This is a genomic window from Nonomuraea sp. NPDC004354, from assembly GCF_053602555.1.
The window spans coordinates 18,804-37,955 of record NZ_JBSGDV010000037.1; the positions used below are offsets into that span (position 1 = coordinate 18,804).

Genomic DNA, 19,152 nt, shown 5'->3' on the forward strand with positions numbered 1-19,152 from the left:
TGTCGGTGGTCGGTGGGGGAGGGGAGGGGTTACACCCCTGTCAGGTGGACCTCGGGAGCGCGGACGTTGGACTGTGCCAGCTCCAGCAGGGTCATGTTCAACAGGCGCCCCATGGCGGTGTCCGCGTCGGCCAGGGCCGAGGTGATCGCCCCCTGCTGCCGAGCGGCCTTGAAGTAGGCATCCGGCACGCCGGCGGCAACTCTCAGCTCGCCCATGCGCGCGGCCATCCGCCGATAGAGCGCGTGCTGGCCGGTGCTGGCCTCGCCCAGCGCCTTGATCAGCGCGTGCACTCCGCGGAGGTCCTCGAACGGCCGCGCGGACAACGTCGAGGCGGTCTCGTAGAACATCGGCACCAGCGCGCGGCCGAGGGTGGACGGGGCGCCGTTGAGCAGCTCGGCCCGCGGGACCCGAATCCCGCGCGCCAGCAGCTCGGCCGGCGTGCTGTTGAACAGGACGGTCAGGGAGGTCTCGGCCTCGCCGATCGCACCGTGTACCGCACGCTGGTGGGCGCCGCACCGCTCGATGTGCTCGGTGACGATCCTGTCGATGGACATGGGGCCCGCCATGCGCTCGGCCAGGGTGACGTACATGCGCGAGATGGACTGACAGCCCATGCCGAGGTACGTCGTGAACTGCTTGATCTGCAAGAGCGACTCGAACGGCAGCTTGGCCATCTGGTCGCTGATCTCGAACAGCGTGATCAGACTCGGGCCCGCCGGGCTCGGCGAGCTGGTGGACGTGGTGGTGTCGGACATGGTGCCCCCTGCTGTGTCGGTGGACGTGTCGGGTGCGGGCTCGGGGCCGGGGTCGGGCGTGGGCTCGGGGTCGGGCGCCGGTGACGGGCTCGGCCGCGGTTCAGGGGCGCCCTGCTCGGCCTCGCCGCCCTGCTCGCCCTCGGCCTGCTCGCCCTCGGCGGACCCTCGGCCGCGGCCGAGCGACTCCTTGATGTCGCCGAGGGCCTCGCGCCAGCCTCGGCGCTCGGTGATGACGCTCATCACCCGCGTGGCTGCGGTACGGCCCTCCTTCTTGGCCTTGGTGTGTGCCTCCTTCTGCGCGGCGCGCAACCGGTCGGGGCGGGTCATGACCCACCGGTAGGAGGCAACCGCCCACTCACGGGCTCGGCCGCTCGATGCGCTCGGCTCGCCTGCGGTGCGCTTCTGCGCCCGCTTGCGCTGGGTGGTGGTGGACGGGTTGCGGTGGACGTGGGAGGCGATCCCGCCACCCACCAGGACCACCAGGCCGAGGACGAAAAAGAACGAGATCATGGGAGATCTCCCGGGGTAGAGCCCGCCGAGAGGAATCCCCTCGGCGGGCAGGATGGGGTTACGCCCGAAGGGCGCGGAACTCGGGCAGGCCATCGGTGTGGCGCTGCTCCTGGGCGTGCTCGTAACAGAGCAGGTCGTCTCGAGCCGCGGCGCGCCGGCGGAACCTGGCCGACTTGGCCACAGGGCCGTCTCCGCCGGCCGCGGCCAGCAGCTCCACGCAGACGCCGCACTTGACCGGGCGGGCCGGGCGGAACCGGGTCCACTTCACGCCCTCGACGGCCGGGGCGGTCGGCGCGGACGGCGGGTCATCCCCGAAGAGGGACAGGCTGTCCATCAGCTCAGCAACCCACTGGCCCATGCGAAGAGATCGTTGACCATGCTCATGCACCACTGACCGAGGCTCGTGTGACCGAGGTAGATCCCGAAGATCAGCGTGACCGAGAAGGTCGGCCACTGCTTACCGTCGAGGAAGAACGTAGCGACGGCCGCCGACAGCAGGACCATGCAGATAGCGACCTGAGTCATGCGGACCCCCGCCTGAGGGGGCGGCCGTGGCGGCCGTGAGGATCACCGCACTTACCGGTGCTCTCCGAGCCGCAATCCGGGCACGTCTTGATCGGGATGATGGACGCGGTGTCGTCGCCAGCAGACTCGCCGTCGTGCTGCTCCGATCTCCGCGGAATGGTGAGGACGTACATTGGTCACAACCTCCTCGGGTCTGGGTTGCTCTCTGGGCTGGAGTTGGTTTCCGGGGCTCGACCTGTGTCACCAGGTCGGGCCCCACCGCGTTGTTACGGGCGGGAGTCCTTCTTCTGATCCGGCCGGCGGTGCGCATCAAGAGCCCGAGCTGCCTGCGCGGCGCGCTTCCGCTCCTCCTCGCGCACGGCGGCGATGAGCTTCGCCGTCAGCTTGTCCCGCCGGCGCGCGGTGCGCTTCCGCCGACGGAGTTCGCGCCGAGCCCGGCGGGCCTGTGCGCTGCCACCGGTGTCGGTCCACCCCCAGAAGAGGCGGAACGCGACGATGAAGGCGATGAGCGTCACCCCCACGATCAGGTACTCCCATCCGGAAGTCATTTCGACGTTCATGTGAACGTCCCTTCTGTGGTTCTGTCTCTGTTGAGATGTCAACGCCGCGGCCACCCGGACCGCGGAGTTCGCTTGGTCTACAGGGACCCTAGCACTTATTTGCGTCAACGCCAATAAGTTGAGAGGATGGCGCCATGAACAGCTCCCGCGGGGAGGAAGCCCAGGGATGGAGGGGAGGAGGACCCCAGTTGGTGACAATCCCTCAGATTCCGGCGCTACTGGCCGCCGCCGGCCTGAAGAGAGTTGGCCCCTCGCGGATTCGGCAGCTTGCCAAGGATGACCCCGAGTGGCCCGAGCCCGTCTTCGAGGAGGGACGGACAAGGATCTTCGATTGGACCGCGGTGGAAAGGTATTTCCGGAGCCGCACCCTCAGGCAAGGCGAACGGACAGACCTGAAACCGACTGCCCGAGAAGACGTGGAGCGCAAAAGCACTTCGGGGAGGAAATAGCACCAAACCGGGGCAATTACCGCCGGTACCGGTATGATCACGGACGGCCAATATCCGGCGTTGTTGCACTCCCCATTGGTGACTCGACTCCGGTACGGTCGAGTTCAGGCCCTCCCGTGCCCAAGCGTCACGTTGAGGGCCATCGACAACACCAGCACTATCCTGCGCACCTCGGAAAATGCTGGGGGCCGCCTACCGAGATACCCCACCTCGGCGACGGCCCCAAAGAGAGAACCTCAACCCCTTCCACTGCCACGTGTTCAGGTGAGGTCCCTTGGAGACAGTATCAAGCTGCACTACCCCCGGCGCTACTGCCGCGTCACAATGGGCGCGTCCAAGTTGCGCCAATTGGGGCCGCGCGCGTGTCGCGCGCCGCTGCCTGACGTCCTCGCGGAGCCTCGCCGAGATCACCCCGGCGGGGCTCTTGCCATGTCACGGCCGTGCGTCCTTGGTCATCATCCCCACAGGTGTGGTACCGTCGCGATGGACCCAAACGGTTGCCCCGTGGAGAGGCGAGGACGTGACCGAAAAGAGACAGCCGCGACACCGGATTCACTTCCGGGCGCACAGAGAGGCGTCGGGTAAGACGCAACGCCAGGTGGCGCTCGCGCTGGAGGTTGCCCAGAACACCGTCGCGTACTGGGACGCCGGCCGACAGCCCAGCGTCGAATACCTACCGGATCTCGCGCAACTTTTCGAATGTACTATCGAGGACCTTTACAGCCCTCCAAGGACCTAGAAAAGCGACAGGGCCGGGCAACTCCGACATCGCCCGACCCATAGTCGCTCAGCCAGCCCAACAGCACGAGTCGAGAGTGAGGGTAGGCCGTGACTACTCCACATGCTAGCCCGTCAGGTAAAGACGCCAGCAAATACCCCGTTTCGGGTAGGGATTCCTTCCCTGACCCGCTGGTCATAGTCGAGCGCGGTCTTGCGGTGTTCCCGCTGCCCCGCGGGGGCAGGGTCCCCGCGCGCGCGCTCAAGAACTGGCCGAACAGGTGCGTGAGCGATCCAGCGGTGATCCGCCGCTGCTGGCGCCCCGGTGACAACATCGGCGTTGGCTGCAAGGCCAACGGCCTGCTCGTGGTGGACCTCGACCGGCACCACGAGGACGCCGACGGCATCGAGACGTTCAAGCAGCTGCTCGCCGCGCACGGCCAGGAGTGGCCCGAGACCTTCACTGTCCGCACGCCCCGCGGTGGGCTCCACCTGTATTTCTGGGCGCCACGGGAGCGCGCCCTGGGCAACACCGCGAGCAAGGCCGGCCCCGGCATCGACTCGCGCGGGCCGGGCAAGGGCGACGGCACCGATGGTGGCTACGTGGTCGGTCCTGGCAGCATCGCGGACGGCAGGCGGTACGAGATCGCCCGCGACCTGCCCGTCATCGACGCCCCGGCATGGCTGGTCGAGCTGCTCGACCCACCCCAGCGACCGGTCAAGCCCGTCCACACCCTTCCGAAGATCCAGCGCGGATACGTCCGCGCCGCGGTCGAGGGCGAGGTCCAGAAGATCCTCGACTCCCGTCGCGGGGGCCGTAACGACCAGCTCAACCGGTCCGCGTTCAGTCTCGGCACCATCGTGGGCGCCGGCGACCTCGGCCAGGACGCCGCCGAGACCGCGCTGCTCGCCGCGGCCGAGGCTGTCGGCCTGATCGACGACGACGGGGCCCGGCAGGTCGAAGCCACGATCAGGTCTGGCCTCACCGCTGGCATCCGTCGGCCGCGCTACTCAAGGGGGGCATAGTTGACCATGACCGACAGCGTCGTCGGGGGTCCATTCGATCGGCCCGAGCCTCCCGCCCGCCCGCTCAACGTCGTTCCGCTGCCCATCAACGAGCAGCATCGCGGACAGCTTCGCATGGCCGAGAGGTTCACTCGGCAGCACGCTGACCAGCTCCGCCACGTTCACGGCATCGGCTGGCACCGGTGGACCGGCGACCACTGGGAGCAGGACGACCAGCGCGCCGACATTCAAGCGGCCGTGGCGACCATCAAGGCCGCGCTGCGCCAGCTCGACAGGCTGAGCGGCCAGGACCGAGACGACTTGTACAAGGACATCCGCAAGTCCGAGTCCGCCTCGGGTGTCGAGGGCATGCTCAGGCTGGCCTCGGCCCTGCCACCGCTGTCGGTCTCTCACAAGTCGCTCGACGCCGACCCGCACCTGTTCAACACCCCCAAGGGGACCGTCAACCTGGAGACAGGGGAGATCAAGGAGAACGACCGCGCCGACCTGATCACGAAAGTGGCCGGCGCCCCAATCGTGGAGGACGCCACGAACGACGAGTTGACCGCATTCGTCGAGCGCATCTTGCCTGACCCCGAGGTCCGCGCGTTCGTCCAGAGGCTGTTCGGATACGCGATGCTCGGCGAGGTCAGAGAGCACGTGATGCCGATCTTCACCGGGACCGGACGCAACGGCAAGGGCACGCTGCGGGACGCGGTCATGTCCGCGTTCGGGGACTACGCCATCGAGGTTGACCCACAGCTCTTGATGGAGTCCAAGCACGAGCGGCACGGGTCGTTCAAGATGCGGCTGAGGGGTGCCCGGCTCGCCTTCTGTTCCGAGACGGAGAAGGGGCGCCGGTTCGCCGAGGCCACCATGAAGCGGTTGGTGGGTGGTGACCAGATCGAGGCCAACCTGATGCACAAGAACCCGATCACCTTCGACCCATCGCACACCCTGATCATGCTCACCAACCACCTGCCTGCCGTGTCCGGTGATGACCCCGCGATCTGGGCCCGCATCTTGGTTGTGCCGTTCGACGTGGTGATCCCCGAGGCCGAGCGAGACGGGAAGCTCCCAAGCCGACTCAAGGAAGCGGCCGAAGCTGTTCTCGCGTGGGTCTACCAGGGATGGAAGGACTACAAGGAACAGGGCCTGAATCCACCTGAGGCCGTTCGCGCCCGCACCGAGGAATACCAACTCTCCAGCGACGTTCTCGGCCGCTTCCTGGAGGATCGAACCATGGCAAACGATCACGCGAGCGTGCGCGCCCGTGACCTGTTCGACGCCTGGGACAGGTGGTGTCTGCACGCCAAGGAGGCGAGCGGCAGCGAGGTGGAGTTCGCCAAGTCCATGGCCGCCCGCGGGTATGAGAAGAAGCGGACCGGCGCAGGCCAGATATACCGGGGTCTGATGCTCGTCAACGAGGACAAGGACACCGAGGAAGAGGCCAACGAGCGAGAGAACCCCAGGGCCGAACAAATGGGCTTCTGACCCACCCCTGACAAGATCATCACAGGGCCCCCGTCCGCACTCTGCGGGCGGGGGCCATTCTCGTGCCACCGGCATCGGCACGGTCCAGCCTTAACGATCTTTGAAAACTGCCCCCATCGCGCTGACCTGCGGAAGTGTAGGGTTCTGACGGGTTTCCCGTTAATCGCCCATGGGCGCACGCATGGAGAGTTTCGGAAAACCCTGCATAACCCTACACACCCCCTCTGACCTGCGGAAACGCAAAACAACCCTACACACCCCCTCTGACCTGCGGAAACGCGCTAGCTCGGGAACTGACAGGTCCACCCGGATACCGGTCCTTGCTTCCCATGACCAGCGTCCGCGCTCCCAATGGGAAGCCGGAGCCCGACCCGTGGGGAGGGTCAGGGTCAAAGACCACCGCTGGGTCTCCCTGGCCGAACGGGCGTTCGACTCGCGGTCCGGGTGAGGGTGCGGTTACAGATCGGCCACGCCTCGAACTCGGGACGGGTGGTAACGAGTCCAAGCGGGTACAGCCGATGATCCTTGGAATGTCGGAATTGCCTGGCCAGCAGGGGTTTACACCATACCTGTGGTGCCATAAGGGTGTATAATCGAAGCGAGAAGTACAGCGTTGTAAGTCCGATTCGGGAAGCGCTTCAAGGTAGGCGCCTGTACTTAGTACAGGACGCTGGGGCCGCGACCTGATCTTGCTTCAGGGGGGCGCGAATCGGTGACACCCCCCGAACGTCCCGAGAGGGGGACCCTTGACGACAGCTTCCGCAGCTGAGAGGGCATACCGGTCTCTGTCTGATCTCCGCGAGTGCCTGCCCCACCTCCGTGAGGCGCTGGTGCCGGGCACGCCGCGCCGAGGAGGCCAAACCGGGCCCGGCGCCCAGGGCCTCGCCCAGATGGACGCCCTGGTTCGCGCCGAGCGGGCCGAGCGTGCGAACAACGCCGCCCGCGGCATCAAGGCGCTGGGGGAGGGCCGCGCCCCTGTCGTGCTGTCGGTCCTCGACTCCGAGCGGCATATCCACGCGAGCATCGCCAAGCTGGAGGGTCAGGCGTGCTACTGGCTCGGCCTCAACCCGCTGGACGACGCGTCGCCGGCCGCGCGCATCGGCCGACTGATCAACCTGCTGGACCGGCTGGCCGGCGACCCCGCGTGGATCGACCACGTGGCGGCCGAGGCCGGCCGCCTCGCCCGGCGCGCCCGGCGCGCGGTGGGCGACGTCGAGCCCATCGCGAAGTTCAACGCCCGATGCCCGCTGTGCCGTGCTCGCTCCCTCCGAGCACTGCCCGAGCGCGAGCTGATCGTCTGCGTCAACGGCGGGTGCGTGGAGGCGTGCACCGACCCGGCGTGCGGCTGCTCGGCCGCCGGCCGTCACGTGTGGCGCTACGGTGACGCGGCGCTGGCCGAGCTGAGGGAGAGCGCATGAGCGTGCCGAGCTGGCCCGAGGTGCTGCCCGTGCTCGCCGCGCGGGTGGCCGACGACACCGGGCGCGACGTGGCCGAGGTGGCCGAAATCCTGGACCGCGCTCAGCGTGCCGAGCCGGCCGAGGTGGACGTGGACGAGCTGGTGGAGCTGCTCGCCCCGACCATGGCGTCTCTGGTCGGGCCGGTCCTGCTGGACTGCCTGTCCCGCCTGGAGGGGCTGACCAGGGAGGGCAGGATGCCGTTCCTTGCGCCGCTCGTGCTGGGCATCCTGCCCGGCATGGTCATCGGCGTGCAGGCCGCGGAGAGGTCCGCCCGTGGCATCCCGTGACGGCCTCTGGACGGCCGCCGAGGCCGCGGCAGAGGTCGGCGTAGAGCGGGACACCATCTACACGTGGGTACGGCGCGGGGTCCTGGCCCCCGCCGGCCAGCGCGGCCGAGAGAAGCTGTTCGACCTCGCCGAGGTGTTCGCGTGCGAGGCGAGCCGCAAGCACAAGCACCGCCGGAAGAGCTGAGCACGACAGCAGGAAGCCCCGAGCGCTCACCCAGCGCTCGGGGCTTCCGGTGTCTCGGGGGCGGGTCTACTGCTTGCCCAGCCAGGACCGGATCGTCATGCGGTCCACGCCGGCCTCGCGCGCCAGGGCGGACTCGTTCACCTCGCCCTCGGCCGCCATCTGCTCGGCGCGGCGCAGGACGCCCGCGTGGAGCATCTCGGTGGCCTCCCGCTCGGCCTGGCGGGCGGCTACTCGAGCGCGGCCGAGCTGTTCGAGGTCCACGCTCCCGATCGGGGCGTAGGTGTTCACCCCGTAGTAGCCGAGGTCGCGCTGGCGCTCGGCCTCGCGCTCGGCCTCCTCGGCGGTCCGCGCGTACGCGCCGTAGAACTCGCCGCGGCGGATGGTTCCGGTGATGGCGTACCGGGGCCCGCGCCGGTCCTGGAAAGCAAGGATGCTGCTGGCGCCGCGGATGAGCCCGGTGGTGACGGCGGTGTTCGTGTCCACGTCTCGCTCCTGTCGATCGGGAATCTGTAGAGCACTCTACAGCACAACCTGTAGAGCACTCTACAGTTTTCCGGAGATCCGTGGCCGCGAGTCTGAGTTTCGATAAGCTTACTTATCGATTGCCAGAACCCCCACAGGCGTGGTACCGTAAGTGTAGAAGTTCACCGATCAGGAAGGGAGCCTCCAGTGACGGAACAGGCCATGCCGGAGGAGGAGACGCCGGTCTACCCCGCGCCCGGTAGCGAGATCCCCGGGCAGCCCGGGTACGTCGTCGGCACGTGCGGACACCGCCTCGCCGGCAGTGAGTGGCGGGCCGGATTCCGCACGTGCGAGCGATGCCCCAAAAGGTGAAGGGCGAGGAGTCGTCTTGACGATCACGAACCCCCTCGGTCTCCCGATCGAGTGGCGCACCAGCATCGAGCCGTACCACGAGGTTCGCGACACCGAGAAGCTGTCCACGCTTCGCGCCGACATGGAGACCCGGGGGTGGCATGGGCCGCCGATCGTCTGTGACCGCGAGCTTGCCGAGGTCAACCAGGACCGGGCGTACACCGGTAGCCACCGCATCCCCGCCTGGACGCTCGCCCAGGACGACCCGTGCGCCTCCCTGCCGTGCGTCTACCTCCAGGACATCGGCGAGCAGCACGGGATCAACTTCGGCGAGCTGATCGACGACGCGCACGGCAACGTGTACGCCGCGCTGGAGGAGTTCGTGAGGCTTCTGCCCACCGACATCGCCGACGCCTACGGGTTGGACGCCGGATGATCGTGAACCTGTTCGGCGGGCCCGGAGGCATGGACCAAGGCGCGCACATCGCAGGCATCACCGAGCCCATCCTGGGCTACGACATCGACGCCGACGCGTGCGCCACCGCCACCGCCGCCGGGTTTCGCCGCACCCGGGCCAGCGTGACCGACCTGCACCCCGACGACTTCCCAAGCGCCGGCGGCGCCATCATCACCCCGCCATGCCCGCCGTTCTCCCGCGCGGGCCTCGGCAAGGGCCTGCGCGACTTCCCCGCGATCAGCTCGGCCATCACCCTGCTGGGCGACCACATCGCCGGCATGACGAGCGAACGGGCCTACCTCGACGCCCTGGCCGACCTGACCGACCCGCGATCGGCGCTGGTGGCCGAGACCATGCGGTTCGCGTTCATGCTGCCGGGCGCGCAATGGGTAGTCGCCGAGCAGGTTCCCGGCGTGGCCCAGCTCTGGAAGGAGATCGGCGCCGAGCTGGCCATGACGACCGGCTGGTGTTATCTCGCGGTGGCCACTGTGGCCGCCGAGGACCTCGGCGTGGCGAGTCGCCGCACCCGTACGTTCCTGATCGCCACCCGCGAGTACGCGCCCGACCTGACCGGCCTGCCGCTGCGGTCGCTGTGGACCACCGGCAAGTACGCGCCGCCCATGGATGAGCCGGTGCCGTCGGCCGAGCTGTTCAAGCCGTCCACCATGGCGGGCGCGCTCGGCTGGGCTGCTGGCGAGCTGGTCAACACCCGCGGCAACCGGCGTGCGACCGGCGGGAACGTGTTCTCGGCGGACGGGTTGAGCTGGTGTCTCACCGAGAAGGCCCGCACGTGGTACCGGGTGAGTGACGGCTTGCGTCTCACCGAGGCCGAGGCCGGCGTGCTCATGGGCTTCCCGCGGGACTACCCCTGGCAGGGCTCGCGCACCAAGCGGTTCCTGCAAGCGGCCGACGCCGTGTCACCAGTGGTGGCCGCGTCCGTGCTCGGCGCGACGCTCGGTCTGGACTGGCCGCGCCGAGTTCGTGACTACCTGGCCAGCATCTACCCCCAGGGCGGCGCCACCGCCGCCCGGTACGTACAGCCCACGCTGTTCGACGAAATGGAGACCGCAGCATGAGAGAGCTACTCGCCGAGGACCTGGCGCCCGGGACCGGGTTTGAGGTCACCGTGCTGGATAACGGCACCTTCCACGTGGTCGTCTTCTACCACTGGCCGAACACCGAGGCGTACGACGGGGAGGGCGAGGGCGCCACCTTCACCGAGGCCGCGGGCCGAGCCATCGCCGACGCCCAGGGCGAGGAGTACGCGCCGCCGGCGTACGTGATGACCGAGCCGGACGCCCCCGACCGTTACACGGAGATGGTGGCCGACACGCACCGCACAGGGGACAACCGGTGACCGCGAACGACGAATACGCGTACTCCGAGCCGTTCGGCGCGCTGTACGAGCGACCAGACCCCGATGCCTGCCCCGAGTGCCCGTGCTGCACTCGCCGACTGTGCGAGGCCGGGAAGCTGAGCATGCTCGGTTGCCTCGGCCGCACGAGCGCCACCGACCCCGAGGCCAGGAACGCCATCGCCGAATGCCCGTGCGACCAGGCCCCCGACTCGGCGCGTACGGTGCTCGCCGCCCGCCTGGAGGGCGTGACCGACCCGGAGGAGCGGCGCCGCATCATCGCCGAGCTGGCCGACAACTACCTGTGGGCCGAGCAGCTCCAGAGAGGAACCCGAGGATGACCGACATGAAGCTGCCCGCCCACCCGTACGACAGCGGCACCGAGGCAGCGCTGACCGAGCTGGTCGCAAGGCTGAAAGCCCTGACGTTCCGAGACATGGACGCCCGGCTCGTGAAGGGTCTCCGGTCCAGCGGCACGTACGATCCCGAGCGTCACGGGGTGCTCGACAAGAGCCCGTTGACCGAGGCCGAGCACATCGCGATCCTGGCCTATGGCGAGGCCATCGCCCGCGCTGCGCGGCACCCGTCGTACGTGCATCACGCGGTGCGTGCTGGGGTGCCGTGGGAGAAGATCGCTGCCGCCCTCGGTCGAGATGAGGCTGGCGTGCGCGCCGACTACGCGCGGTGGGCCAACGGCCAGCGCCACCTCGCGCTCGCCACGAACACCGTAGACGGGCTGGTGCTCGGCATGACCGAGGCCGAGCACGCCGAGGCGCTCGAACGGGCGGGCGCCGACGTGGCCGCCCTGGCCGACAGCTTCCGGACGGGAGACCTCCGGTGACCGACGAAGACGCCCCGAACCCGTACACCTACGAGGACATTCAGCGGTTCGTAGCCGCGCTGGCGGCTGTGGCCAGTCAGCAGCTGCTCTCGACCGAGAGCGAGCTTTACGAGCGCCTCATGACCGTCAGGGTGGTTGCCGAGGACTTGGAGAAGCAACTCGCCGCGGACCGCCAGACGCTCACGCGTGTCAACTGGCTGGAGCACCACACCAGGACCTTGAACAGGTACGCCGAGGACATGGCCAAGCGGTATGAGGTGGACAGATGACTCAGCCTCACCGCGTCCGTCCCCTCCAGCCGGCGCCTCGGCCCGTCACCAAGGTCAAGGAGTTCGGCAAGCGCATGTTCGACCTGGCCGAGCTGCTCGGCCTCTCGCCCGAGGACGCCCACCAGTTCGGCGACCTCATGACGGAGATCGCCCAGGACTTCGAGGACGGCAAGGGCGAGGTGGTCGAGGCGATGTTCTTCGACCACATGCGCGAGGCGACAGACCTTCTGCCGATCACGAAGAAGTCCGCCCTCCAGTTCTCCAACAAGATCTACAAGCACCTCAAGACCGAGTTTTCGGAGGAGCCATGATCAAGGGCAGGCTGCACGCACGCCTACGCCAGATACTCGGCATGGCGATCTACTGCCCGTACTGCGCCGCGCGCCTCGACCTCGGCATGCCCACGTTCGCGATCGTTCCAGTGGTTCACGTGGTGCGGGGTCACCTGCCGGCGTGCGGGTCGCTGATCAGCCCGCTGATCCTGGCGGGCATCCAAGCTCAGGAGGCGCTCGCCAAGAGCCTGCCGAACGTCATCGCGTTCAGGCCGAGGGAGACCGATGGCAAGCACTGACCTGGCACGGGTCGAGGCGGCCGAGCTGGTCGAGGTCGAGGTGGACGTGCCCCTCGCCGGCCACACCGACGCCGACCTGTACCTGTCGCCGACCACCCGCCGGCGGCTGGTCGATGGGCAGCGTCCGAACACCCGCCGGTCCTACACCCGCCAGTGGCAGAACTTCGTCCGCTGGTGCGCCCATCACGGGCGCACGCCGCTCGTAGCCACGCCCGAGACGCTCGCCGAGTACGTGGCCGAGCTGTGCGACCGCGAGATGGCGCCCGCCACCATCGACCAGGCCATTGCCACCGTGCGCGCCGCGCACCGCACGGCCGGCCACCCGAAGACGCCCGACACCGGGCCCGCCCTGCTCGTGCTGCGCGGCTACAAGCGCGAGCGCGCCGAGAACGGACAGCGCAACCAGCGGCAGGCGCCGCCGGTGCTCATCCCCGAGTTGCGCCAGATGATCGAGGCCTGCGACCTGACCACCGCGCGTGGCCTGCGTGACCGGCTACTGCTGGTGCTCGGCCTGGCGCTCATGGGACGTCGCTCCGAGCTGGTCGCGCTCATGGTGTCGGACGTGCTGGAGACCTCCGAGGGGTTGGAGGTCACCATTCGCACGTCCAAGACCGACAAGGACAGCCGCGGGGAGACCATCGCGATCCCCGCCGGCGCACACCCGCTGACCAACCCGGTGGCCGCGCTCGCTGACTGGGTGGCGTGCCTGGCCGATCACGGCGTCACGGACGGGCGTCTGCTGCGCCGGATCGACCGGCACGGCAACATCGGCGAGTCGCTCAGCGACAGCTCGGTGAACACCATCCTGCGGGACCTGGCCGCCGCGGCCGAGCTGCCCAACGCCGAGGCGTACACCGCGCACTCGCTTCGCGCCGGCGGGGCCACCGTGGCGTACGCCGCCGGCGTGCCCGTGCAGACGATCGCCAAGCATGGCCGGTGGGACCCTCAGTCCCCGGTGGTGCTGCGGTACATCCGAGCGGTGGACAGGTGGAGGGACAACGCCATGAGGAGCGTGGGCCTGTAGAGCGCCCACAATCGTGGTACCGTAGATGTGTGAGCGAGGACGTGAGCGACATCCGCTGGGACCGCGTAGTGGCCCAGCTACTCCGCAAGGTGCCCGCCGAGGTCGCCGAGGAGTTCCTGGCGGGCCCCGACTGGCGCGACCTGCCCGCCCTCGACCGCCAGGCCATCGAGGTGGCCGACGCCGAACTGGAGGAGCTCGACCGGCTCAAGCGCCAGCAGGCCCGCCAGCAGGCCGCAGAAGAGGCGGCGCGGCGCCACTGAAGCCCCCAACCCCTGAGGAGAGCCGACCGATGAGCACGAGGCAGCGCGTCACCTTCACCCGCGCGACAAAGGTGATCTCAGGGGCCACCGGCCGCGAGCTGGTCATCGAGGCTGGCACATGGGCCGACGTCGAGCCGGGCGGCGGCCCCCTCGCTGGCGGAAACGGTTGGTACAAGCTCTACATCGAGGGACGTGAACGCCACGGCTACGAGCCCTACATCCGCGTGCACCGCCTGCACCGGGCAACAGAACACGCCGAACCGCTCTACCGCACCTGCGACGCTTGTCACGGCCTGGGGAAGACCCACCACATTCGGGTCCCCGGCGTGCGCAAGCGACTCTTCGTCTCAGAGCCCGCCCCCTGCTCCGAGTGCAGCGGCAAGGGCCACACCAGGAAGTACCCCGCGACCAGCCAAGCTACCTGACACCTGCACGTGGCCGAGTGGCGGTCAACGAACCGGTCGCGAGGGATCGTAAAACCATCAATTACGGGGTACGCCGTAATACACAATCCTGGTAACGCGCTGGTACTATCCATAACTGACAGACAAGATGCCCTAGGGTGACTTGTCCCAAAAGGGTCCTGCATATGCAGGGCCCTTTTGCTTTGTCAGGGGTGACCAGCGCTTTCCCCACAAGCCTGGTGCGCGACGCCCCTTGGACCGGGACCCAGGAGGTGTGAGTCATGCTGGGACTGTCCTCCTGGGCCCCGGCCGTCTCTGCGGTGGCTGCTCTCTCGGCCCTTCTGTTGGCCGATGTCGCCTACCACCGAGGTAATCGGGATACGCGGATGAACGTTGCCATCGGCGTCTTGTCGGCCGTGGCCGCCCTCGGCCTGACCGCCGCCGCCCTCGGCTGGTGAGCCGCACGAGAGTCGCCCGGCACCGTTCCGGGCGCCCCTACCTGCGAGCCCGGCGCCAGATGTTCGAGATGTACGGGACCGTGTGTCACCTGTGCGGGCACGAGGGTGCCACCGAGGCAGACCACCTCGTGTCGCTGCACATCGACCCTGACCAGCCCATCGACCCGCACGGCATGAGACCGGCCCACGGTGGCTCGGCCCCATGCCCTGTATGCGGGCGCAAGTGCAACCAGGAGCGGGGGGCCAGGCCACTGGCTCAGCCCCTACGTACATCACAGGAGTGGTGAGGTGAGGGCAGTGCGTAACGCTGTGACCTTGGCGCCGTTCATGGTCGTGGACGTGGGCCACGAGTCGTGGGCCAGGCTCGTCGGTGACCAGGCCGCCTACGACGGCTTCATGGGCTGGCTGCTCGAAGAGGGGCTCGACCCCAACGAGGTCCAGAGGATCGAGATATTCGATCAGAACAGCCCCTTCATCGTGAGCCCCGTGTGGGCCCTGGTGAGTCGCGCTTGCCGGCGAGCCACCCTGGAGCCCCTCGGATGTGTTCCCCCTATCCGAGTCCGCACGATCCTAGGCGTGTATCCCCAAGTCGAGCGACCCCAAAGGCCGCAAATCGGACATTCTTTTTAAAAACGGACATGTGGGTGACCCCGCGCCCCCCTTTCCGCATCTCTCTCCGCGCAAAATCCGGCCTTCACGAGGGGGTTTCCGCATGGGCATGACGAATGCCGATCTGGCGCATTTCGCGTTCTGCGCGTACCACACCGCATCGGGCGGGCTCGGCCACGATGGCCAACCGATCCCCGAGTGGGAGGACCTCCCACGAAGCGCTCGGCAGGCATGGGAAGCAACAGCAGCTGCGGTCACCCTGACGGCCGAGGCCGAGCCTGAAGAGTGCGCGCTCAGGAACGCGCTCGCGTGGGCCGCCGCCGCGCTGGAGGCCCTCGGCGCGATCGAGAAGGCGCTGGATGTCATCCCAGACCGGTGCTTCTACCACGAGGACAAGACCGAGCCCGTTCCCGGGTGGATCCGTCGGGAGTCGTGCTGTGAGATCGGCCGGCCTGCGCAGCGACGCAAGCGCGCCCACCAGGCCCTCGCCGACCTGCGGCGCGTGCTCGGTGTGTAGCAGCCCAGAACGTCTCTGCCCGGCGATGGATGCCGCGGTGGCCGCGGTGCTGGCCGAGGCTCACGCCCGCGGGTGGCTTATCGACCGCCCAGCGGGCCGCCCGCCGCCGCGGTTCGCCGCGATGGACGACGATCAGCCCGATTTCATGCCAGCGGATATACCACCCACGTCCTGACCAGGCATACCGCCCGGCAGGTCCAAATATCCGACCGGCCAGGAGGGGCGCTCATGGCACGCCAACCCGAGATCCCGCCGCCCGACATCACCGGCGCCGTGCGCGGCGACAAGCGCGCGGCGCTGGAGGCCATCCGCGACCGGCTCGCGGCCGAGCTGGTGAGAGCCAAGGGACAGGCCGCCGCCGCGGTGGCCAAGGAACTGCGATCGACTATCGACGCCATCGAGGCGCTGCCGGGCGGGGAGGTGAGCGCGGTTGACGATCTCGCTGCCAAGCGCGCGACTCGGCGCGCAGACGCCGCGGGTAGGTAGGTGGGCGCCGTACGTCTCCAGCGCCGGCGAAGAGGTCATCGAGTTGGCCGCCTCGGCCGGCCTGCTGCTCGACCCGTGGCAACAGTTCGTGCTGACACACTCCCTCGGCGAGACCCGCGACGGCCAGTGGGCCAACTTCAAGGTGTCTACGTGGGTGCCCCGCCAGAACGGCAAGGGCGGCATCATCGAGGCCCGCGAGCTGGGGGGGCTGTTCCTGCTCGGCGAGCGCCTGATCCTGCACAGCGCTCACGAGTACAAGACGGCGCAGGAGGCTTTCCTCAGGATCAAGGGCCTGATCGAGGGCACCCCCGACCTGGACCGGCGGGTGAACCGCTACTGGCAGGCCAACGGCGAGCAGGGCATTGAACTGACCCGCTCGGCCGGCGGGAGCCGACTGCGGTTCATCGCCCGTAGCCGCGGCTCGGGCCGAGGATTCTCGGGCGACTGCAACGTCCTCGACGAGGCCCAAGAGCTGACCGCCGAGCAGATGGCCGCCTTGCTGCCCACCATGAGCGCCAGGCCCAACCCGCAGCTGTGGTTCTTCGGCACCCCGCCCGACGATCCCGCGGCGTGGGTGTACGGCTTGCGCGAGGACGGAGAGGCCGGCGCCAAGCGCCTGGCGCACTTCGACTGGGGCGCCGATGTGGACCTGGCCGACGCCGCCGCGGTGCGGGCCGCGGCCGAGAACAGGGACTTGTGGTACGCCACCAACCCCTCCCTGGGAATCCGCATCACCGAGGAGTTCGTCGAGGACGAAGCGAGCGCCTCGGGTCTCGGCCCCACCGTCAGGTTTGCGATGGAGCGCCTGGGCGCCTGGTTGCCGCGCGCCGGCGACGGGCCGCGGGTGCTCGACATCAAGGCGTGGGAGCGGCTCATGGACGCCGAATCGCGGGTGTCCGGCCCGGTGGCCATCGCGGTGGACATCACCCCGTCGCGCGACAGCGCATGCATCGGGGTCTACGGCCTACGCGACGACGGTCTCGGCCACGGCGAGATCATCGACCAGCGGCCAGGTACCGACTGGATCGTGGACCGGCTGGTGGAGCTGCGCGACCGGTGGCACCCCGTGGCCATCGCGGTGGACGCCAAGGGTCCCGCGGTGACCCTGCTGGAGCCGTTGGCGAAGGCCGGTATCACGCGCCCGGAGGACCCCGAGGCGCCCGAGTACGGGGACCTGGCGGTGCCGACCGCTCAGGACGTGGCCGCCGCGTGCGGCCAGCTCGCCGACGCGGTGACGCAGCAGGCGTTCCGGCACATCGGCCAGCAGATCCTCGCCGACGCCATCCGCGGCGCCGCCACTCGGCCGCTCGGCGATGCGTGGGCGTGGGCTCGGCGCATCTCCAGCGTGGACATCTCGCCGCTTGTCACGGTGACGCTCGCCCGGTGGGCGTACCTGGCGCGCGCGCATCTGGTCGCAGAGGACTACGACGTGGCCGACAGCTTCGGATAGGAGGTGATCCGTGGGCGTCCTGAGCACGTTGCGCGGGTGGCTCTCGCGTGACGCCAACCTGACGACCCCCGAGCAACTCCTGGCCGATCGTCGGGCGCTGCGGACCGGGGGCGTGCACGTCACCAACGACACGGCCCTACGGCACAGCGCGGTGTGGGCGTGCCTGCGCTTGCGCGCTGATTTGGTCTCCACGATGCCCGTGGACGTCTACCGGCGGGTGTCCGGGGTTCAGGTCGAGGTGCCCAAGCCGCCGGTGCTGGTGTCCCCGGGCGGTGAGCGGGTCGGCATCCAAGAGTGGCTGTACAGCTCTCAGGTGGACCTCGACCGCGCCGGCAACGTCTTCGGGCTGATCACCGAGCGGTCGGGCGCGCCCGGCCCTGACGGTCTCGGCCTGCCGTCGAGGATCGACCTGCTCGCGCTGTCCGACGTGACGGTGCGCGCCACCGGCGCCGAGATCACGAAATACGTGGTCGCCGGCGTCGAGTACGACCCATGGGAAGTCTGGCACGAGCGGCAATACACCGTGCCTGGCCTGCCCCTCGGTCTGTCCCCGGTGGCCTACGCCGCGTGGACGATCGAGGAATCCCTGAACGCCCAGCAGTTTGCCCGCGACTGGTTCGCCGCCGGCGCCGTGCCGATGGCCGAGCTGAAGAACACCGCCAAGAAGATCAACAAGGCTGAGGCGCAGATCGCCAAGGACGCGTTCAAGGCGGCCGTCGCGAACGGTGACCTGTTCGTTCACGGCCAGGACTGGGAGTACAAGCCAATCCAGGCCGTGGCCCAGCAGTCTCAGTTCATCGAGGCCAGACAGTTCAACCTGACGGATATTGCGCGGTTCTTCGGCGTTCCGTCTGACCTGATCGACGCCGCGGTGTCCACCGGCTCGATCACCTACGCGAGCATCACCCAGCGGAACCTCCAATTCCTGATCATGAACCTGGGGCCGGCGGTCTCCCGGCGCGAGGACGCGCTGTCACGGGGCCTGGTGCCAGGTCCGCGGTACGTGAAGCTCAACCGCGGCGCGCTGCTGGCGATGGATCCCGAGGCCCGCGCCCGCACCATGCAGACCCAGATCAACTCGCGGACGCTCACCCCGTCCGAGGCGCGCGAGCTGGACGACCGGCCGCCGCTCACGCCCGACCAGCTCGCCGAGTTCGACCGCCTGTTCGGCGCCCGCACGCAACCACCCACCGCCGCCCCGGCAGCAGGAGGAGCGACCTCATGAACGATCGAGCCGCCGCCGCGGCCGAGCGCGCCCGCAACGTCCGCCAGCGTGCCGACCGCCCGTCACAGCGTCGGTGCGCCGAGCACGCCGGCGCCCGCGCCGCGGCGCTGGTGCCCGCCCGCGTCGAAGTGCGCGAGTCCGCCGGCGCCGAGGGCGCGGCGGAGTTCCGCGGCTACGCCACGGTGTACGAGCGCGGTTACGAGATGTGGGACTTCTGGGGGCCCTACACCGAGATCGTGTCCGCCGGCGCCGGCGCCGAGTCGCTGGCGCGCGCCGACCTCGATGTGCCCCTGGTGCTCGGGCACGACCAGATGCGCCGGATAGCCCGCACCAGCACGGGCACTCTCGAGCTGGTGGAGGACGACAACGGCCTGTCGGTGCGGGCGCCGGCGCTCGACCTGGCGGACCACGATGTGTCATACATCCTGCCCAAGCTCAGGTCAGGCCTGATCGACGAGATGAGCTTCGCTT

The 19,152-nt window shown here is 68.8% G+C and carries 29 protein-coding genes; 24 read left to right on the plus strand and 5 right to left on the minus strand.

The genetic code is table 11. The features are described 5' to 3' along the window. Positions 1 to 29: 29 nt before the first annotated feature. The 4 genes from ACWENQ_RS44815 to ACWENQ_RS44830 all read right to left on the minus strand — a co-directional run bounded on the left by ACWENQ_RS44815 (position 30) and on the right by ACWENQ_RS44830 (position 2,350). Positions 30 to 1,265 (minus strand): hypothetical protein, encoded by a 1,236-nt coding sequence (locus tag ACWENQ_RS44815; RefSeq protein WP_452419644.1) that lies wholly within the window; start codon positions 1,263 to 1,265, stop codon positions 30 to 32. Between the two features lie 58 nt (positions 1,266 to 1,323). Next, positions 1,324 to 1,623 (minus strand): hypothetical protein, encoded by a 300-nt coding sequence (locus tag ACWENQ_RS44820; protein WP_452419645.1) that lies wholly within the window; start codon positions 1,621 to 1,623, stop codon positions 1,324 to 1,326. Continuing rightward, positions 1,599 to 1,790 carry a hypothetical protein gene (locus ACWENQ_RS44825; protein ID WP_452419646.1) on the minus strand — a complete coding sequence of 64 codons (192 nt, stop codon included), beginning with the start codon at positions 1,788 to 1,790 and terminating at the stop codon, positions 1,599 to 1,601. Before ACWENQ_RS44825 ends, ACWENQ_RS44820 begins: the two co-directional genes overlap by 25 nt. A 266-nt stretch (positions 1,791 to 2,056) precedes the next feature. After that, complete coding sequence (locus ACWENQ_RS44830; RefSeq protein WP_452419647.1) at positions 2,057 to 2,350, minus strand: hypothetical protein; 294 nt, start codon at positions 2,348 to 2,350, stop codon at positions 2,057 to 2,059. A 134-nt stretch (positions 2,351 to 2,484) separates the two neighbouring features. Between ACWENQ_RS44830 and ACWENQ_RS44835 the strand changes: the two genes are divergently transcribed. The 7 genes from ACWENQ_RS44835 to ACWENQ_RS44865 all read left to right on the plus strand — a co-directional run bounded on the left by ACWENQ_RS44835 (position 2,485) and on the right by ACWENQ_RS44865 (position 7,943). After that, a complete protein-coding gene (locus ACWENQ_RS44835; RefSeq protein ID WP_452419648.1) occupies positions 2,485 to 2,799 on the plus strand; it encodes a hypothetical protein in 315 nt (104 codons plus the stop codon). A 520-nt stretch (positions 2,800 to 3,319) separates the two neighbouring features. Continuing rightward, entirely contained in the window at positions 3,320 to 3,538 is a 219-nt protein-coding gene (locus tag ACWENQ_RS44840; RefSeq protein WP_452419649.1) for a helix-turn-helix transcriptional regulator, read from the plus strand. A gap of 89 nt (positions 3,539 to 3,627) precedes the next feature. Beyond that, positions 3,628 to 4,542 (plus strand): bifunctional DNA primase/polymerase, encoded by a 915-nt coding sequence (locus ACWENQ_RS44845; RefSeq protein ID WP_452419650.1) that lies wholly within the window; start codon positions 3,628 to 3,630, stop codon positions 4,540 to 4,542. A gap of 6 nt (positions 4,543 to 4,548) precedes the next feature. Next, positions 4,549 to 6,015: a DNA primase family protein gene (locus ACWENQ_RS44850; protein ID WP_452419672.1), complete on the plus strand. Its 1,467-nt coding sequence runs from the start codon at positions 4,549 to 4,551 to the stop codon at positions 6,013 to 6,015. 890 nt (positions 6,016 to 6,905) lie between these two features. Continuing rightward, positions 6,906 to 7,433 carry a hypothetical protein gene (locus ACWENQ_RS44855; RefSeq protein ID WP_452419651.1) on the plus strand — a complete coding sequence of 176 codons (528 nt, stop codon included), beginning with the start codon at positions 6,906 to 6,908 and terminating at the stop codon, positions 7,431 to 7,433. Next, positions 7,430 to 7,759 carry a hypothetical protein gene (locus ACWENQ_RS44860; RefSeq protein WP_452419652.1) on the plus strand — a complete coding sequence of 110 codons (330 nt, stop codon included), beginning with the start codon at positions 7,430 to 7,432 and terminating at the stop codon, positions 7,757 to 7,759. Before ACWENQ_RS44855 ends, ACWENQ_RS44860 begins: the two co-directional genes overlap by 4 nt. Beyond that, the gene (locus ACWENQ_RS44865) at positions 7,746 to 7,943 is read left to right on the plus strand and encodes a helix-turn-helix domain-containing protein (protein ID WP_452419653.1); all 198 of its coding nucleotides are present in this window, start codon (positions 7,746 to 7,748) and stop codon (positions 7,941 to 7,943) included. The genes ACWENQ_RS44860 and ACWENQ_RS44865 overlap by 14 nt, the downstream gene beginning before the upstream one ends. Before the next feature lie 66 nt (positions 7,944 to 8,009). Here the strand turns inward: ACWENQ_RS44865 and ACWENQ_RS44870 are convergent, their stop codons facing one another. Next, entirely contained in the window at positions 8,010 to 8,426 is a 417-nt protein-coding gene (locus tag ACWENQ_RS44870) for a hypothetical protein (protein ID WP_452419654.1), read from the minus strand. A gap of 367 nt (positions 8,427 to 8,793) precedes the next feature. Between ACWENQ_RS44870 and ACWENQ_RS44875 the strand changes: the two genes are divergently transcribed. From ACWENQ_RS44875 to ACWENQ_RS44955, 17 genes are all read left to right on the plus strand, one after another. Further along, positions 8,794 to 9,192 (plus strand): hypothetical protein, encoded by a 399-nt coding sequence (locus tag ACWENQ_RS44875; RefSeq protein WP_452419655.1) that lies wholly within the window; start codon positions 8,794 to 8,796, stop codon positions 9,190 to 9,192. After that, the gene (locus ACWENQ_RS44880) at positions 9,189 to 10,289 is read left to right on the plus strand and encodes a DNA cytosine methyltransferase (protein WP_452419656.1); all 1,101 of its coding nucleotides are present in this window, start codon (positions 9,189 to 9,191) and stop codon (positions 10,287 to 10,289) included. Before ACWENQ_RS44875 ends, ACWENQ_RS44880 begins: the two co-directional genes overlap by 4 nt. After that, on the plus strand, positions 10,286 to 10,570 hold the full coding sequence (locus ACWENQ_RS44885; protein WP_452419657.1) for a hypothetical protein: 285 nt from the start codon (positions 10,286 to 10,288) through the stop codon (positions 10,568 to 10,570). Before ACWENQ_RS44880 ends, ACWENQ_RS44885 begins: the two co-directional genes overlap by 4 nt. Then, positions 10,567 to 10,908, plus strand: a complete 342-nt coding sequence (locus tag ACWENQ_RS44890) for a hypothetical protein (protein WP_452419658.1) — start codon at positions 10,567 to 10,569, stop codon at positions 10,906 to 10,908. The genes ACWENQ_RS44885 and ACWENQ_RS44890 overlap by 4 nt, the downstream gene beginning before the upstream one ends. Further along, entirely contained in the window at positions 10,905 to 11,408 is a 504-nt protein-coding gene (locus ACWENQ_RS44895; protein ID WP_452419659.1) for a hypothetical protein, read from the plus strand. The genes ACWENQ_RS44890 and ACWENQ_RS44895 overlap by 4 nt, the downstream gene beginning before the upstream one ends. Next, positions 11,405 to 11,677, plus strand: a complete 273-nt coding sequence (locus tag ACWENQ_RS44900; RefSeq protein WP_452419660.1) for a hypothetical protein — start codon at positions 11,405 to 11,407, stop codon at positions 11,675 to 11,677. The genes ACWENQ_RS44895 and ACWENQ_RS44900 overlap by 4 nt, the downstream gene beginning before the upstream one ends. After that, positions 11,674 to 11,988 (plus strand): hypothetical protein, encoded by a 315-nt coding sequence (locus ACWENQ_RS44905; protein ID WP_452419661.1) that lies wholly within the window; start codon positions 11,674 to 11,676, stop codon positions 11,986 to 11,988. The genes ACWENQ_RS44900 and ACWENQ_RS44905 overlap by 4 nt, the downstream gene beginning before the upstream one ends. Beyond that, positions 11,985 to 12,248 (plus strand): hypothetical protein, encoded by a 264-nt coding sequence (locus ACWENQ_RS44910; RefSeq protein ID WP_452419662.1) that lies wholly within the window; start codon positions 11,985 to 11,987, stop codon positions 12,246 to 12,248. The genes ACWENQ_RS44905 and ACWENQ_RS44910 overlap by 4 nt, the downstream gene beginning before the upstream one ends. After that, positions 12,235 to 13,272, plus strand: a complete 1,038-nt coding sequence (locus ACWENQ_RS44915; protein WP_452419663.1) for a tyrosine-type recombinase/integrase — start codon at positions 12,235 to 12,237, stop codon at positions 13,270 to 13,272. Before ACWENQ_RS44910 ends, ACWENQ_RS44915 begins: the two co-directional genes overlap by 14 nt. Positions 13,273 to 13,301: 29 nt before the next feature. Then, positions 13,302 to 13,532 (plus strand): hypothetical protein, encoded by a 231-nt coding sequence (locus ACWENQ_RS44920; protein ID WP_452419664.1) that lies wholly within the window; start codon positions 13,302 to 13,304, stop codon positions 13,530 to 13,532. A 29-nt stretch (positions 13,533 to 13,561) separates the two neighbouring features. Then, on the plus strand, positions 13,562 to 13,957 hold the full coding sequence (locus ACWENQ_RS44925) for a hypothetical protein (RefSeq protein ID WP_452419665.1): 396 nt from the start codon (positions 13,562 to 13,564) through the stop codon (positions 13,955 to 13,957). A gap of 260 nt (positions 13,958 to 14,217) precedes the next feature. Then, positions 14,218 to 14,394: a hypothetical protein gene (locus ACWENQ_RS44930; RefSeq protein WP_452419666.1), complete on the plus strand. Its 177-nt coding sequence runs from the start codon at positions 14,218 to 14,220 to the stop codon at positions 14,392 to 14,394. 712 nt (positions 14,395 to 15,106) lie between these two features. Then, positions 15,107 to 15,520 (plus strand): hypothetical protein, encoded by a 414-nt coding sequence (locus tag ACWENQ_RS44935; RefSeq protein WP_452419667.1) that lies wholly within the window; start codon positions 15,107 to 15,109, stop codon positions 15,518 to 15,520. A gap of 228 nt (positions 15,521 to 15,748) precedes the next feature. Continuing rightward, the gene (locus tag ACWENQ_RS44940) at positions 15,749 to 16,006 is read left to right on the plus strand and encodes a hypothetical protein (RefSeq protein ID WP_452419668.1); all 258 of its coding nucleotides are present in this window, start codon (positions 15,749 to 15,751) and stop codon (positions 16,004 to 16,006) included. Continuing rightward, entirely contained in the window at positions 15,951 to 17,456 is a 1,506-nt protein-coding gene (locus ACWENQ_RS44945; protein WP_452419669.1) for a hypothetical protein, read from the plus strand. Before ACWENQ_RS44940 ends, ACWENQ_RS44945 begins: the two co-directional genes overlap by 56 nt. 10 nt (positions 17,457 to 17,466) lie before the next feature. Beyond that, entirely contained in the window at positions 17,467 to 18,681 is a 1,215-nt protein-coding gene (locus ACWENQ_RS44950; RefSeq protein WP_452419670.1) for a phage portal protein, read from the plus strand. Then, on the plus strand, positions 18,678 to 19,152 hold a 475-nt coding region (locus tag ACWENQ_RS44955), incomplete at its 3' end, for an HK97 family phage prohead protease (RefSeq protein ID WP_452419671.1). The genes ACWENQ_RS44950 and ACWENQ_RS44955, both read left to right, overlap by 4 nt.